Source organism: uncultured Brachyspira sp. (genome assembly GCF_944388875.1).
Lineage (GTDB): Bacteria > Spirochaetota > Brachyspiria > Brachyspirales > Brachyspiraceae > Brachyspira.
This window is the reverse complement of record NZ_CALXKQ010000014.1, coordinates 1-16,740: the sequence shown is the minus strand read 5'-3', so window position 1 is coordinate 16,740 and position 16,740 is coordinate 1. Positions and strand designations below refer to the sequence as shown.

Below are 16,740 nucleotides of genomic sequence, written 5' to 3'. Positions count from 1 at the left end.
TTTGATACTCCTTAAAATTTTATTATTTTATAATATTAATTTTTTATTATTTATTAACAAATTTTTCTACTTTTCTTTTTTCTAAGAAAGCTTTCATACCTTCTTTTTGATCCTCTGTTTCAAAACAATCACCAAATAATTTTTCTTCTATAGCAATAGCTTTATCCATATCTACTTGCAATCCGTCATTAATAGCTTTTTTACTATTGCGTACAGCTATAGGAGCAGCAGAAGCTATAGCAGAAGCTAATTTTTCAGCAGCTGCCATAAGTTCAGCTTGAGGATAAACAGCATTAACAAGTCCTATTCTTAAAGCTTCATCAGCCTTAATGTTTTTTCCAGAATATATCATCTGTTTAGCCATACCAATACCTACTATTCTAGGAAGTCTTTGAGTACCGCCGAAACCAGGAGTAATACCAAGACCAACTTCAGGCTGACCAAATACAGCATTATCAGAACAAATACGTATATCACAGCTCATAGCTATTTCACATCCGCCGCCTAAAGCAAAACCATTAATAGCAGCTATTACAGGTATAGGGAAAGTTTCTATTTTTCTAAATACATCATTACCTTTTTTACCAAAAGCCTCGCCTTCTGCTTTGGAAGCTGTACTCATTTGAGAAATATCAGCACCTGCAACAAATGATTTATCGCCTGCACCTGTTAATATTAAGCATCTTATTTTATTTGTATCAACAGAATCAAAAGTTTTTTCAATTTCATCCAAAACTTGAGAGTTTAAAGCATTAAGGGCTTTTTCTCTGCTGATGGTAATAACAGCAATCATGCCTTTTTCTTCATACTTTATGAATTCCATCTCTATCTCCTTAATAAAAATTCTTATTGCCAAAAAAATATTAATTTTTAATTTTATATTAGCCTTTGCATTAAAAAAACATAAACACAAAGGCAATATAAAATTGATTACCTTAATTCAAATAAGGCTCTTTTCTCATTACATAATCAAATCAAAACACTATTATTATATTAAAATAGACAAGCTCAGAAAAATCCAAACCTGCCTATTTATATACTATTCTCTTTCTACAATAGTAGCACATCCCATACCGCCGCCGATACAAAGAGTAGCAAGACCTCTCTTAGCATTTTTAGCTTCCATTTCATGTAATAAAGTAACTAAAATTCTGCATCCTGAAGCACCTACTGGGTGTCCTAAAGCTATAGCTCCTCCATTAGGATTAAGCTGTTTTTCTACGTCAATACCTAATTCTTTACCAACAGCAACTGACTGAGCTGCAAAAGCTTCATTAGATTCAATAATATCAAAGTCTTTAATAGTCAATCCTGTTTTAGCCATTAATTTTTTAGTAGCAGCAACTGGTCCTATACCCATAATTCTAGGTTCTACACCTCCTAAACCGCCTGCAATCCAAGTAGCCATAGGTTTAATGCCTAATTCTTTAGCTTTTTCTTCGCTCATAACTACTACAGCAGCAGCTCCGTCATTAATACTAGAAGCATTTCCTGCAGTTACTCTTCCGCCGTCTGGTTTGAAAGCTGGTTTTAATTTAGCTAAAGTTTCTACTGTAGTACCAGGTCTTGGACCTTCATCTTTATCTACTACAACATCGCCTTTTTTTGTTTTGATAGTAACAGGTACTATTTCTTTTTTGAAAGCACCTTCTTCCTGAGCTTTAACAGCTTTTTGCTGAGAATTAGCAGCAAATGCATCTAATTCTTCTCTTGTAAGTTTCCAATCATCGCAAATATTTTCTGCTGTTATACCCATGTGATAATTATTGAAGGCATCCCAAAGAGCATCATTAACCATAGTATCTATTACAGTATCATTGCCCATTCTATAACCGTAGCGTGCTTTTTTAAGAGCATAAGGAGCTAATGACATATTTTCTGTACCGCCTGCTACTACTATATCAGCATTTCCTGCAGCTATCATATTAGCAGCAACATTAACTGCATCTAATCCAGAACCGCAAACTACATTAAGAGTCATAGCAGGAACTTCAACAGGTAAGCCTGCTTTTATAGAACATTGACGAGCAACATTCTGACCTTGAGAAGCCTGTATAACACAACCCATATATACCATGTCTACTTGATTAGGAGCAACTTTTGCCCTATTCAAAGCCTCTTTTATAACTATTGCACCAAGTTCAGCTGCTGGAACTGTGCTTAAAGCTCCACCCATACTTCCTATTGCTGTACGGCAGGCACTTGCTATTACTATTTTTCTAGACATATTTTAATCTCCAAAGAATTATTAATTTCTTCGCATTTCTATTTATAATATTAATGCGTTGCTTTTAGTATAGTACATTTTTTTTACAAATTCAATCAAATATTATACTTTTTTATTATACCTAACTATAGTATAGAATATAAGAAATTTAAAATTACTGTATATAATATCATGGTATTCATTTTTATCCGTTTATATGATAATATATTAAAAAAAATTACAAGATTTTGAAATATGAATAATAAAAATATAATGAAATTACCGCAGTCCGTAGCTAACCGCATAGCTGCTGGAGAAGTTATAGAGCGTCCTTCATCTATGCTTAAGGAACTGCTTGAAAATGCTGTAGATTCAGGGGCAGATAATATAGAAGTATCCGTAGAAGAAGCTGGTATTAAATCTATGATAGTTGAAGATAATGGAAGCGGTATACATTTTAGTGAACTTCCTTTGGCAGTTACTCATCATGCTACAAGCAAGATACATTCTATAGAAGATTTAGATTCAATATATACTTTAGGATTCAGAGGAGAGGCTTTGGCTTCTATATCTGATGTTACAAATTTAGAAATTGTATCCAAAAATATAGATGAAGATAATGGCGGTAAAATAATAATTGAAGGCGGTAAAATAATAGAACATAAACCTGCTGCTGCTTCACAAGGAACTAAAGTTATTGCTAAAAATTTATTTTTTAATATACCAGCTAGGTACAAATTCTTAAAACATATTTCAAGAGAATTTTTCCTTGTTAAAGAAGTTTTTGATATGGAAGCATTAGTTCAGCCTAAAATATCTATGAAGCTAAGAAATAACGGAAAAACTGTAAGTTCATATATAAAAGCTGACAGCCTAAAAGAAAGAATTGAAAATTATTTATCCGACAGCAATGTATTTAGAAACTTAATAGAAATTGAAATAGAAAAAGAGGATGTATCAATATACGGATTATTTTCAAATTCTAAAATAAGTCAGTCAATAAGGAAAAATAATTATATATTTCTAAATAACAGACCCATAGAAAATAGAGTTCTTGCTTATGCTATAAAAAATGCATATTCTAATGCAATACCTAAAGAGCGTTATCCGTTCTTTTTCTTATACATCAATATTGACAGCAGTAAAATAGATGTTAATGTTCATCCAAGTAAAAAAGAAGTACGTATAAAAAATGAGAGAGAGATTTCTGGAATACTTTATAATGCAATAGCAAACAATATCAACACGGTAAATAATTTTGATTCTGTTAATATAGAAATTGATATTGATAAAGATATTACTCCTACATTTCCATTGCAGAATAATAATTATAATAATACAAGTACTAATAATATATATAGTTCTGAAACAGTAAAAAAAGAAGTATCAGCAGAAGAGGAGCCGATAAAAGCAATAGCAGAAATAGAAGAAAAAACTTTAATTGATGAAAATATTAACCATAATACAGATAATTATAATAAAAATATAGAATTCGGAGAATATATAAAAGCCGTAGGACAAGTATTTTCTTCATATATAGTAGCAGAACGCGGAAATGAAATGTATATAATAGATCAGCATGCCGCCTATGAAAGACTTAATTATGAAAGAATATACAAAACTCTGACATCAAAAAAAATAGAGTATGAAAAATTATTAATACCAATAGAAATAGAATACAGAGATTATGAAATAGATATTCTAAATGCATCTAAAAAATCTATTGAAGAAATAGGTATAAAATTTGAAGCAAACTCCAAACACAGCATTATAATAGAAGATGTGCCAATATATATACCAAGAAATCAAAAAATAGAAAAAATAATAAAAGACATATTAGATATATATATTTCCAAAGGAGATAATAATAATTTAGAGAAAGTCATTAAGCATGCATGCTCAACTATATCATGCAAATATTCTCCTAAAGCAGGGGACAGACTTTCCAACTCTGATATGCAGACATTATTAGATTTGCTTGAAGAAGAGAATATACTTACAAATTGTCCTCATGGAAGACCTTTTGTATTAAGGCTTTCAAAAGATTATTTAGATAAAAAATTTTTTAGATGATATAAAATATTAAAAGTTTCTATTTATTGTTTTAAATATAGATTAAGTTTTGAAACAAGTCTATTATAATAAAAATCACTTTTCAAAACTATTGATATAATAACTATTGCATATATAATTGCTGTATCAAAAAAATTAATTAGGAAATAGTATCAATGAATTATCGTATCTTTATAGAAAAAAAAGACGGCTTTAATTTGGAAGCTAAAAGGTTAGAAAATCAATTAAAAGAAAATTTTAAAATAAAATCTAGTATAAGACTTCTCAATGTTTATGATATTTTTAATATAGAAGAAAGTCAGTTACAAAACTCTATTAAAGTAATATTTTCAGAACCTCCTACTGATAAAATAATTGAAAAGATAGATTTTGAAAACTTAAAACATTTTGCAGTAGAGTACTTACCAGGACAATTTGACCAAAGGGCAGATTCAGCAGTTCAATGCCTTAAATTAATATATAATGATATTGAAAATGTTTCTATAGTAAGCGGTAAGGTTATAGTTTTTGACGGCAATATTGATGAAAGCACTATAGAGAAAATAAAAAAATTCTATATTAACCCAGTAGAAAGCAGAGAAAAAGATTTAAGTAAATTAGAAATAGAAGAATCTCAAAAAGCTGATGATATAAAAGAAGTAGAAAACTTTATTAATTTTAATAGTGATGAACTAGCAGAGTATAGAAATAATCTTGATTTGGCTATGACATACAAAGATATAGAGTTCGTACAGAATTATTTTAAAAACGAAGAGAAAAGAAATCCAACAGAAACAGAAATAAAAGTTCTTGATACATATTGGTCAGATCACTGCCGACACACAACATTTATGACAAAAATTAATGATGTGCAGTTAGAAGATGCATTAAAAAACAATAAAAATAATTTTGCAGAAGTTATTCTTAATGCTATTAATAAATACTATGACATGAGAAAAGAACTTTATGGAGAAGATGTTGATAAAAAAAGAGATATTAACTTAATGGATATGGCTACGGTATCAGCAAAATATATAAAGAAAAAAGGTAAACTTGAAGATTTAGAGATTTCAGATGAGATAAATGCATGTTCTATCTATATAGATGTTGATGCTATAGATGAAAACGGAAAAAATAAAACAGAAAAATATTTATTAATGTTTAAAAATGAAACTCATAATCACCCTACAGAAATTGAGCCTTTTGGGGGTGCTTCTACATGTTTGGGCGGAGCTATAAGAGACCCGCTTTCAGGAAGAAGCTATGTGTATCAAGCGATAAGGGTTACAGGAAGTGCTAATCCATTAGAAAAATTGGAAGATACTTTAGCAGGAAAACTACCTCAAAAGAAAATTACTACTACTGCAGCAGCAGGATATTCTTCTTACGGTAACCAAATAGGACTTACAACTTGTTTAGTTAATGAAATATATGATGAAGGATATAAGGCAAAAAGACTTGAAGTAGGTGCTGTTGTAGGAGCTGTTCCTGTGAGTTATGTAAGAAGAGAAAAGCCAAAAGCAGGCGATATAGTTATAGTGCTTGGCGGAAGAACAGGAAGAGATGGCTGCGGCGGAGCTACAGGTTCATCAAAAAGCCATACTGATACATCTTTAAGACTTTGCGGGGCTGAAGTGCAGAAAGGTAATGCACCAGAGGAGAGAAAAATACAAAGACTATTTAGAAATAAAGAGGTTACAAAATTAATAAAAAAATGTAATGACTTCGGTGCTGGCGGTGTTTCTGTTGCTATAGGCGAATTATCAGAAGGAATTGATATTAATCTTGATGTTTTGCCTGTTAAATATTTAGGATTAAACGGCACTGAGCTTGCAATATCAGAATCTCAGGAGAGAATGGCTGTTGTTGTTGAAAGTAAAGATGCCGATACATTTATAAGACTTGCTAATGAAGAAAATATTGAAGCTACAAAGGTTGCTGTAATAACTGATACTAACAGACTTGTAATGTACTTAAAAGGCAAAAAGATTGTAGATATAAGCCGTAAGTTTTTAGATACCAACGGAGCTAAACAGGAAACTAATGCAGTATTAAAAAATATTGACTTTGAAAATAATCCTTTCAGTACAAAAAATGCATGCTCCTTAAAATCGCATTGGTTTAATATGGCAGAAGATTTAAATGTTGCCTCACAAAAAGGGTTAATTGAAATGTTTGACTCATCAATAGGAGCTTCTACAGTATTAATGCCTTTCGGAGGAAAATACCAAATGACTCCAATTGATGTTAGTATTCAGAAAATACCTATATTCGATAATAATGCCAAAGAAATAAATACGGCTTCCGCTATTACTTGGGGGTATAATCCTGCTATTATGAAATGGTCAGAGTTTCATGGAGGAATATACTCTGTAATAGAATCTATGTCAAAACTTGTTTCTGTAGGAGTAGATTATAAAAATATAAGATTATCTTTCCAAGAATATTTTGAAAAATTAGGACAAGATGCTAAAAAATGGGGAAAGGTTTATTCGGCACTTTTAGGTACAATATATGCTCAGACAGAGTTTGATATACCAGCTATAGGCGGAAAAGACTCTATGAGCGGAACTTTTAATAATATATCTGTACCTTCTACTTTAATATCATTTGCAGTAGCAGCTATTAACAGCAATGATGTTATATCTCCGGAGTTCAAATCTGCTAATAATTATGTTTACTTAATAAAGCATAACATGAAAGAAAATTATATGCCTAATATAGAAGAGATAAAAGAAAACTTTGACTTTTTACATCATAATATAAAAAACAAAAAAGTATTATCAGCATATACTATTAAATTTGGAGGTATTGCTGAGGCTATTACAAAAATGTCTTTTGGAAACAGAATAGGTGTTGATATAAAAGATGAGCTTTACTTCTTTAATCTTATGCCTGCTTCATTTATAATAGAAGCTAAAGAAGAATTAAATTATAAAAATGCTCTCTTAATAGGAAAAACTATCAATGAATACAAAATAAAAGTATGCGGTGAAGTTGCAGACTTAGAAGAAATAGAAAAATCATGGCTTGACAAATTATCAAGCGTATTCCCATACAAAACTAATGAAGATATAGAAACTTATCCTCTAGCAACTTATGAGAGAAAAACTCCTTTTATATGCAAAAACAAAAAAGCTAAACCTAATGTTTTAATAGCTTCATTTTTAGGTACAAACTGCGAATATGATACTCAAAAAGCGTTTTCTGATGCAGGAGCCTATACTGACATATTTGTATTTAGAAATATAAAACCCGAGTACATAAAAGAGTCCATTGAAGAAATGTCAAAAAAAATAGATAACTCTCAAATATTTATGATACCTGGAGGATTTAGTGCAGCCGATGAACCAGACGGTTCTGGAAAGTTTATTTCTGCAATACTTACAAATGAAAAAATAAAAGCTTCTATACATAAATTATTAGAACGCGACGGACTTGTTTTAGGTATATGTAATGGTTTTCAGGCATTAATAAAATCCGGACTTCTTCCCTATGGAAAAATAGGAAACATTACAGAAAACTCCCCAACTCTAACATTCAATAAAATAGGAAGGCATATTTCTCAAATGGTAACAACAAAAGTAGTGTCAAATAATTCTCCTTGGCTTTACAATATACCTGTAGGAAGCGAATTAGTAGTTCCTGTTTCACATGGAGAGGGCAGATTCTTTGCTGATGAAAATATTATAAAAGAGTTAATTAAAAAAGGTCAAGTTGTTACACAATATGTTAACTTTGAATCAGAGCCTACTAATGAGTTTAGATTCAATCCAAATGGTTCAGCCTATGCTATAGAAGGTATAATTTCAGAAGATGGAAAAGTTTTAGGTAAAATGGGACATAGCGAAAGATACTCAAATAATTTATACAAAAACATCATCACAAAAGATATTTACAATATTTTTGCAAATGGTGTGAACTATTTTAAATAAACAATTATTAAATATATAATATAAAAAGAAAGCTGCAGTTTTGAGTAAATACTGCAGCTTTTATAATAAAATTGTTAATATTATTCTTTTACAAATAAAATATCACAGCCTATATCAATTAAAACTTTATATCCTTTAGTTTTCATAAAGTCAATTAGTGTATTTTCTTTTTCATTATTTTCAATTGTTAAAAGCCCAAAGCTATAAGTATTAAAATCTATAGTCTTCAATATATCTAACTCTCCTCCTTCAATATCAAGAGATAAAAAATCTATATATTTTATTTCACTATGATAATTCTTCATTAAATCATTAAAAGTAATAGATTTAATATTTATATATTCTAAATTATCTATTTTTGCTTCAGATTTTATTCTTTTGGCATGCTCATCAGAGCAATGTTTTTCTAAAACATTTAAAGCATCTACTTTAGATTTAATAAATTTAATACTATCTGAATTTTCACTATTAATAGCAAAATTATATGTATAACATTTTCTATTCTTTTTTAAAAGTTCAAAATTATCAGGATCTGCTTCTATACAAATACCATTCCACCCTAATTTTTCAAATATATAAGTATTATTAATCCATTCACCATTATGAGCTCCTATATCTATAAAAAATCCATTTTTTTTACCATTAAAATACTCATATACCAAAAAATCTTGATCATATTGGCTTTTAAATTTTATATCATTATTTATTTCTATAATATTTTTTAAAAATGAATATTTATTATTTAAATAAATATTTTCATTGACAGCATTTTTTAGATAATTTCTTATTTCTTTAAATGGTACCCACCATAAAAAATTATTGATAGTTTTTATATCCATTATTGCTCCTATTTTTTCAAACAAAAATATCTAACACTGATTGTTAGGTTTATGTAATTTTTTAAAATAAAGATTATTATATTAGTTGGCTTGGCTTGGCTTGGCTTGGCTTGGCTTGGCTTGGCTTGGCTTGGCTTGGCTTGGCTTGGCTTGGCTTGGCTTGTAAAGATTAAGCCCAAAGTATCATATATGTAATTAATATTCATTTCTAAATTATAGTATACTATTAAAGTAAATAATTCAACACTTTTTTAAAATTTTGCAGATTTTTAATAAGTAAAATACTATAAATTATAAAAGCGATAATCTTATATAAAGATATTATTGTTTTTATTTTTATAAACATTTAATACTTTTGATTAATCCGCACAAAAAATTATATAAAAATATTAACATGCTAAATGTTTTTTATAAACAAACTGTCTAATATAGTTGGAATAATTATATATTGAAATAAATACGTCTATATAGTATACTTATTTTAATAGTATTAAGGAAAGATATATGAAGAAAATATTTTTATTAATTACAATAATGTCTTTAATTATAATTCAATGCAATAATAAAACTGATAATCAAGCTAATACTGCTAATACAAATGAAGCAGTACAGTCAAATGAAACTATGCAAGCAGAAAAAATATTATCAAAAGAAGATTCAGCATTTTTAGAAAAGGTAAAAAATAAAATAATTATAAGCGGCAGTGCTAAATACACTTTCAAAGATAACGGTGATATAGAATATGTATTCGAGTATGGAAGTTATAGAGAAGATAAAAATTATATATTTGAATCTTCAAAAGACTCAACTAATGCTTATTATTATGAACTTTATAATATACAGGATAAGTACGAAAAAGGACCAAGTAATATAGCTACAAATTATAAAGGTTTTTCTGTAAAAGATGGAATTCTTTATGAAGATAATTATGAAGGATATGAAAGCGATCCTAATGAAACTATAATGAGTAAATGGGAAAAGGAAAATTATTATTCTAATTACTATTACAGAGAAGTAAAAGAAAATCCTAACTTTGATAATTTTCCTTATGAGAATAAAGAAGATGTAACTTTTCAGGAATATAATGAAAGACTGGAAGGTATATTGATATCAGAATCAGATTACAAACCAGAAGAAGTAGGTGATATTAATAATTATAATTTTGATAATGTGTATACAAATGGTTATAATGCTTCTATTGAATTAAAGAAAAATGATGACGGAACATTCTATTTCTATGCTATCAATGTAACTACAGATGAAAACGGACAAACAATAACTAATATTCAAAGTACAGATGTTAGTAAAATGGTATTAGAAGAGAATCAGTATGTTGAACCTAATTGCGGTATAGGTTCTCAGACTTTAGATTATGAAGAGGTTGTAGGTGCTGATGGAGGTTATATTATATCTATTCAGCCCATAAGTTATGATACTATTATGGTAACAGAGCCTAACGGAAGCTATGGGTTTATTGGTATATATAAAAAATCTACTGAAATGGCAGATGCTGTAGATGCTAATGATAAAAGCACTAAAGAAAAAGCATATTATAATGCCTGCAGATGGTATGCTGAAAATTACAGTGAATTAAATGATATTTTTAATAAAATTGTAGATTTTGATTTTGAGGGCGGCGGATATTATGAGATTAATATGGAAAATGTATATCTATATATAGCTAAATTTAAAAATTCAGGATATTTTTCTGACAATTATATTAAAAATTTAGAAAATAGTTTTGAAGATATAAAAAATAATTTGGAAGAAAATAAACAAAATGACGGAGCTGTTGAGGGTATGGAAGCAGACTGGTTTTTAGCTACTCAGGAAATTGATTATTATCTTAATATTATAACTAATGAAATTACGCTTAAAAATGTAGTAAATTATAATGAAGATTCTCTATGCATAAGTAATGAGGCAGGAGAGTCTGTAATTTTAGAGGTTAAAAAATATGGTGATGAATGGCTGATTGAAAAATAATAATTTATGGTACAAGAAAATATGAGTAAAGAAAAAAAATTTAGTATTAGATTTGCTGAAGTAAAAGATATACCTGCAATATTAAGATTTATAAAAGAGCTTGCTGCTTATGAGAAATTAGAGCATGAGGTTACAGCAACTGAAGATATATTGAAAGAGTGGATATTTGAAAAGAAAAAGGCAGAAGTTTTAATAGCTTTAGAAGATGATATTGAAATAGGATACGCTTTATTCTTTCATAATTTTTCAACTTTTTTAGGAAAAGCTGGCATATATTTAGAAGATTTATATATAAGTCCAAATTACAGAGGTTTAGGATATGGTAAGTCTTTATTAAAAAAATTAGCTGAAATTACAGTAGAAAGAGGATGCGAAAGACTTGATTGGCAGTGTTTAGATTGGAATAAACCGAGTATTGATTTTTATTTATCATTAAATGCTTCTCAGATGAAAGAATGGACTACATATAGGTTAAGCCATAATAATTTGAAAAAATTTGCTGAAGAATGATTTATAATAATATATAAAAAATCGCTTTAATTATTTAATAACTGAAAAAATTTTATTATTGAAAATAGTTTAATATTGATAATATAGAAAAAAATAGTATAATAGCAAATAATTTTAATTCATAAAGAATGAAGAGGTTATAATAAATGAAAAAAACAGTATTGCTTAAAATATCTGGAGAGGCTTTACTTGGTCAGAAAAATTACGGTATAGATAATAATGTTGTTGATAGAATAGCATTAGAAATGAAAGAATCTGGAAATAATACTCAAATAGCTGTAGTAGTTGGAGGCGGTAATATTTTCAGGGGTATGCAGCTTTCTGATAAAACTGGAATGGTTAGAGCTACTGCTGATTCTATGGGTATGCTTGCTACAATAATGAATGCTATAGCTTTGAAAGATAGATTTATGGCTGCTGGGACTCCTACTCAGATACTCTCTGCTTTTAATATAGAAGGAATGATAGAAGGTTTTGAGAGGGATAAAGCTATTCGTATATTAGAACGCGGAAATGTTTTGATTATAGCAGGAGGCACTTCAAATCCTTATTTTACAACAGACAGTACTGCTATATTAAGAGCATTAGAAATAGGGGCATCTATAGTATTAAAAGGAACTAATGTTGATGGGGTATACGATAAAGACCCTAAAACTAATAAAGATGCTAAAATGTATGATGAAATAACATTTAAAGAAGCTATTAATAATAATTTGCGTGTTATGGATATGACAGCTTTTGCTATGGCTAATGATAACGGCATGCCTATAAGAGTATTCAATATGAATAAAATGGGCAATATTACAAAAGCTATTTCAGGTGAGGCTATAGGAACTTATGTTCATAATTAATATATTTATTTAATTTTAAGGAGGTTTTTTATGTTTGATTTTGGTTATATGCCTATTATTCCAATGTTTGTAGGTATAGTAATAATATTTATATTTTTACTTATCTTCTTACGCTTTTTCCCTATAGGTCTTTGGGTAACGGCTTTATTTTCAGGCGTAAGGATAAATATGATAACATTACTTACAATGCGTTTAAGAAGAGTTAATCCGTCTTTAATAGTTTTAAATCAAATAAAATTATGGAAAGCTGGTTTAAAAATAGGAAGCAATGAACTTGAGGCACATTATTTAGCAGGCGGCAATCCTACTGCGGTTGCTGATGCTTTGATAGCTGCTGACAAGGCTTCTTTAGATTTGAGTTTTGAGCGTGCTGCTGCTATTGATTTGGCTGGAAGGGATTTAGTTGATGCTATAAGAACTTCAGTTTCTCCTAGAGTAATTGCCACTCCTTTAATTGCTGCCGTTGCTAAAGATGGTATTCAGGTTAAAGCTACTGCGAGAGTTACTGTTAGAACTAATATTAACAGACTTGTAGGAGGAGCAGGAGAGGAAACAATTATTGCAAGAGTAGGAGAGGGTATAGTTACTACAATAGGAAGTTCATCATCTCATAAGGAAGTTTTGGAAAATCCTGATAGAATTTCTCAGGTTGTTCTTGCGAAAGGATTGGATTCAGGTACTGCTTTTGAAATACTTTCTATAGATATTGCTGATGTTGATGTTGGAAGTAATATTGGTGCTTTCTTACAGATTGACCAAGCTGAAGCTGATAAAAAAATTGCTCAGGCTAAAGCAGAAGAGAGAAGAGTTATGGCTATTGCTAGAGAACAGGAAATGCGTGCTATGGTAGAAGAGATGAAAGCTAAAGTAGTAGAAGCAGAATCACAATTGCCTTTAGCTATTGCTGAAGCACTTAAAAAAGGCAATATTGGTGTGTTAGATTATTATAATATGAAAAATGTTATGGCTGATACAGAGATGCGTTACAGTATTTCAGGTATGGATTCTTCAAGTAAAAATAATAATTCTTCAAGCACTAAACAGTAATTGATATTATGTTAATAAAAACAAAAGGCTATATAAGAAATTATATAGCCTTTTTTATTATTATAAATTATTTTTCAAATACTAAACTATCTCCAGATTTTTTTACTTTTATAGTATCTCCTTCTAAATATTTGCCTGCAAGCATTTCTTTAGCTAGAGGATTTTCTATATAGTTTTGTATAGCTCTTTTCAATGGTCTTGCCCCAAATTGAGGATCATAACCAATATCAGCAATATAATCTATAGCTTCATCGCTTACATCTAAAGTTATTCTTCTGTCTTTAAGTCTGTTAGCAACTCTTGCTATTTGATTTCTTACTATCTCAGCAATGTATTTTTTATCAAGTCTAGTAAATGTTATTATCTCATCTATTCTGTTTAAGAACTCTGGTCTGAATGACATTTTTAATAGTTCCTGAATTTTTTCTTTTATGTCTTTTATATCATTAGCCTCAAGAATCAAATCAGAACCCAAATTACTAGTCATTATGATAATAGCATTTTTAAAATCTACTATTCTTCCTTGTCCGTCTGTGAGTCTTCCGTCATCTAATACTTGAAGAAGAACATTAAATACATCTGGATGAGCTTTTTCTATCTCATCAAAAAGTATAACAGAATAAGGTCTTCTTCTTACAGCCTCTGTTAATTGTCCGCCTTCATCGTAACCAACATATCCAGGAGGAGCTCCTATAAGTCTAGTAACTGAGAATTTCTCCATATACTCACTCATATCTATTCTTGTTAATGCTTTCTCATCACTGAACAAGAAGTCCGCAAGAGTTTTAGCAAGCTCAGTTTTACCAACACCAGTAGGTCCTATAAACAAGAAACTTCCAAGCGGTTTATTTTCATCAGAAAGTCCAGCTCTGTTTCTTCTAATAGCATCAGCAACGGAAGTAATAGCCTCATCTTGTCCTACAACTCTCTTATGTAATACTTCTTCAAGCTGCAAGTATTTTTGTTTTTCACTAGCAAGCATTTTACTTACAGGTATTCCAGTCCATACGGATATAACTCTAGCTATATCATCTTCAGAAATCTCTTCTCTTAAAAGTCTTTTTTTATCTGAGTTTTTGGCATCTTCCATTACTTTAGAAGCTTCTTCAAGTTTTTTCTGAAGTTCTGGAATTTTACCGTATTTTATCTCAGCAGCTTTTGCTAAATTTCCTTCTCTTGTATATTGAGTTTCTTTTATATTTAACTCTTCAAGTTCTTCTTTTAATTTTCTAGTTTCTTCAATTCTTCCTTTTTCATTGTCCCATTGAAGCTTCATAGCATTGCGTTCTTCAGAAAGCTCGGATAATTCTTTTTCAAGTTTTTCTAATCTTTCTTTAGAAGCAGCGTCATTTTCTTTTGAAAGAGCTTGTTTTTCTATATTAAGCTGTAATATTTTTCTTTCCAATTTATCAAGTTCAGTAGGCTGACTGTCTATTTCTATTTTTAATTGGCTTGCAGCTTCATCTACCAAGTCAATAGCTTTGTCTGGTAAGAATCTATTTGTTATATATCTATTTGACAATACAGCAGCAGCAACTAAGGCATCATCTTTTATTCTTACACCATGATGAACTTCGTATTTATCTTTTAATCCTCTTAATATTGAAATAGTATCTTCAACGCTAGGCTCTTTACAATAAACCTGCTGGAATCTTCTTTCAAGGGCTTTATCTTTTTCTATATATTTTCTGTATTCATCTAAAGTAGTAGCACCTATTGCTCTTAATTCACCTCTTGCTAATGCAGGTTTTAATAAATTAGAAGCGTCCATTGCCCCTTCAGTAGCACCAGCTCCAACCAAAGTATGAAGCTCATCTATAAATAATATTATGTTACCTTCTGATTTTTCTATTTCAGTAATGACAGCTTTTAATCTCTCTTCAAACTCCCCTCTGAATTTAGCACCAGCTACTAATGCTCCTAAATCTAAAGATAATAGTCTTTTATCTTTAAGTCCTTCAGGTACATCTTGAGAAACTATTCTCCTAGCAAGTCCCTCAACAATAGCTGTTTTACCAACTCCAGGCTCACCTATAAGTACAGGATTATTTTTTGTTCTTCTTGATAATACCTGCATAACGCGTCTTATCTCTTCATCACGTCCTATAACAGGGTCTATTTTTCCTTCTTTAGCCAATTCTGTTAAATCGCGGCAGTATTTATCAAGTGCCTGCATTTTTGCTTCTGGGTCTTGGCTGTTAACTCTTTGACCGTTTCTTAATACTTTTAATGCACTTAAAACTTCTTTTTTAGATATTCCGCTTTTTCTTAGCATATCTCCTGCTTTATTGTCAGCTTCTACAAGTGCTAAGAATATATGCTCTGTAGATACATACTGATCTTTTAAAGCATTGGCTTCTTTTTCTGCTTTTGCCAAAATTTTACCAGCATTAGATGATAAATGTAATTGAACATTTTCACCTGTTACTTTGACATTTTCATCAACTAATCTCTGAGTTTTATCTATTAATGTATTTATAGGAACACCTATTCTCTCTACTAAAGGCTGAATAAGTCCGTCTTCTTGTTTTAACAATGCTAGAAGTAAGTGTTCGCTTTTTATTTCATTATGATCTTCACCATTTGCTATATTTGCAGCTTCATTTATAGCTTCTTGGGCTTTTATTGTATATTTATTATAATCCATATTCTAATTAATAGACGGCTTTTTAATACCGCCTTACTCCTTTATAAATTAATTATTTAAGTTTAATTAAATAATTTGTTCTGAGCATTTAATTGCTATATTTATATGTATGCAAAAATCATGCCAAATATAATTGCTTTAATGTCATATTTTTATACATTTAAATTATATTCATGTATATATTTTTATTTATTATTTCATAATATGTATAAATTTTATAGACAAAAAAATTAATAGTGTATAGAAATAAAACATCATATTTATGAAGTTTATATAAAAATTATACTTAATTTTACATTAGACTTGTTTTAAAATTACTTAACAAGATTAATTATTAAAATTATTTAATTTTATATAATGTTTTATATATTGTATAAATTGTTGTTTGGTATATAAATATGCAGTCATTAGAAAAAGGTTGTATGTCTTACAAAGGCACACTGCGTGAGGGCATCAAAAGAAGCGGGGAGCTGTGTACTTCCTCGGTACAACTGTGTAGTTCCTCACAATTAATAAATAAAAATAGTTTTGAAACGAGTCTATTTGACAAAATATATTTTTAATGATATTATGTAAAATAGGTTAAAGAGAAACTCTAAACTCTAAACTCTAAACTCTAAACTCTAAACTCTAAACTCTAAACTCTAAACTCTAAACTCTAAACTCT

At 29.5% G+C, this 16,740-nt stretch carries 10 protein-coding genes; 6 read left to right on the top strand and 4 right to left on the bottom strand.

Features of this window, described 5'->3' with window-relative positions; genetic code table 11:
• Window positions 1-46: 46 nt before the first annotated feature.
• Both Q0J69_RS08995 and Q0J69_RS08990 read right to left on the bottom strand, forming a co-directional pair.
• A complete protein-coding gene (locus Q0J69_RS08995; RefSeq protein WP_297206461.1) occupies window positions 47-823 on the bottom strand; it encodes an enoyl-CoA hydratase-related protein in 777 nt (258 codons plus the stop codon).
• Window positions 824-1,039: 216 nt separating this feature from the next.
• A complete protein-coding gene (locus tag Q0J69_RS08990; protein WP_297206458.1) occupies window positions 1,040-2,227 on the bottom strand; it encodes an acetyl-CoA C-acetyltransferase in 1,188 nt (395 codons plus the stop codon).
• 234 nt (window positions 2,228-2,461) lie between these two features.
• On the opposite strand from Q0J69_RS08990, the gene mutL reads away from it, so the two are divergent.
• On the top strand, window positions 2,462-4,279 hold the full coding sequence (mutL, locus tag Q0J69_RS08985) for a DNA mismatch repair endonuclease MutL (RefSeq protein WP_297206456.1): 1,818 nt from the start codon (window positions 2,462-2,464) through the stop codon (window positions 4,277-4,279).
• 155 nt (window positions 4,280-4,434) lie between these two features.
• On the top strand, window positions 4,435-8,193 hold the full coding sequence (locus tag Q0J69_RS08980) for a phosphoribosylformylglycinamidine synthase (RefSeq protein ID WP_297206454.1): 3,759 nt from the start codon (window positions 4,435-4,437) through the stop codon (window positions 8,191-8,193).
• A gap of 80 nt (window positions 8,194-8,273) precedes the next feature.
• On the opposite strand, the gene Q0J69_RS08975 is transcribed toward Q0J69_RS08980, so the two are convergent.
• Complete coding sequence (locus Q0J69_RS08975; RefSeq protein WP_297206452.1) at window positions 8,274-9,032, bottom strand: FkbM family methyltransferase; 759 nt, start codon at window positions 9,030-9,032, stop codon at window positions 8,274-8,276.
• A 504-nt stretch (window positions 9,033-9,536) separates the two neighbouring features.
• Between Q0J69_RS08975 and Q0J69_RS08970 the strand changes: the two genes are divergently transcribed.
• The 4 genes from Q0J69_RS08970 (at window position 9,537) to floA (ending at window position 13,426) form a co-directional block, all read left to right on the top strand.
• Window positions 9,537-11,018 carry a hypothetical protein gene (locus tag Q0J69_RS08970; RefSeq protein ID WP_297206450.1) on the top strand — a complete coding sequence of 494 codons (1,482 nt, stop codon included), beginning with the start codon at window positions 9,537-9,539 and terminating at the stop codon, window positions 11,016-11,018.
• A 21-nt stretch (window positions 11,019-11,039) separates the two neighbouring features.
• Entirely contained in the window at window positions 11,040-11,528 is a 489-nt protein-coding gene (locus Q0J69_RS08965; RefSeq protein ID WP_297206449.1) for a GNAT family N-acetyltransferase, read from the top strand.
• 146 nt (window positions 11,529-11,674) lie between these two features.
• On the top strand, window positions 11,675-12,379 hold the full coding sequence (gene pyrH / locus Q0J69_RS08960; RefSeq protein WP_297206448.1) for a UMP kinase: 705 nt from the start codon (window positions 11,675-11,677) through the stop codon (window positions 12,377-12,379).
• Window positions 12,380-12,409: 30 nt separating this feature from the next.
• Window positions 12,410-13,426 (top strand): flotillin-like protein FloA, encoded by a 1,017-nt coding sequence (gene floA / locus Q0J69_RS08955; protein ID WP_297206446.1) that lies wholly within the window; start codon window positions 12,410-12,412, stop codon window positions 13,424-13,426.
• A gap of 67 nt (window positions 13,427-13,493) precedes the next feature.
• On the opposite strand, the gene clpB is transcribed toward floA, so the two are convergent.
• Complete coding sequence (clpB, locus tag Q0J69_RS08950) at window positions 13,494-16,073, bottom strand: ATP-dependent chaperone ClpB (RefSeq protein ID WP_297206445.1); 2,580 nt, start codon at window positions 16,071-16,073, stop codon at window positions 13,494-13,496.
• Between the last annotated feature and the right edge of the window lie 667 nt (window positions 16,074-16,740).

Bases quoted from the DNA above. Each gene is read 5' to 3' on its own strand.
- Q0J69_RS08995 (WP_297206461.1), bottom strand. From the start codon at position 823: ATGGAATTCATAAAGTATGAAGAAAAAGGCATGATTGCTGTTATTACC.
- Q0J69_RS08990 (WP_297206458.1), bottom strand. From the start codon at position 2,227: ATGTCTAGAAAAATAGTAATAGCAAGTGCCTGCCGTACAGCAATAGGA.
- clpB (WP_297206445.1), bottom strand. From the start codon at position 16,073: ATGGATTATAATAAATATACAATAAAAGCCCAAGAAGCTATAAATGAA.
- Q0J69_RS08980 (WP_297206454.1), top strand. From the start codon at position 4,435: ATGAATTATCGTATCTTTATAGAAAAAAAAGACGGCTTTAATTTGGAA.
- Q0J69_RS08970 (WP_297206450.1), top strand. From the start codon at position 9,537: ATGAAGAAAATATTTTTATTAATTACAATAATGTCTTTAATTATAATT.
- pyrH (WP_297206448.1), top strand. From the start codon at position 11,675: ATGAAAAAAACAGTATTGCTTAAAATATCTGGAGAGGCTTTACTTGGT.
- mutL (WP_297206456.1), top strand. From the start codon at position 2,462: ATGAATAATAAAAATATAATGAAATTACCGCAGTCCGTAGCTAACCGC.
- floA (WP_297206446.1), top strand. From the start codon at position 12,410: ATGTTTGATTTTGGTTATATGCCTATTATTCCAATGTTTGTAGGTATA.
- Q0J69_RS08975 (WP_297206452.1), bottom strand. From the start codon at position 9,032: ATGGATATAAAAACTATCAATAATTTTTTATGGTGGGTACCATTTAAA.
- Q0J69_RS08965 (WP_297206449.1), top strand. From the start codon at position 11,040: ATGAGTAAAGAAAAAAAATTTAGTATTAGATTTGCTGAAGTAAAAGAT.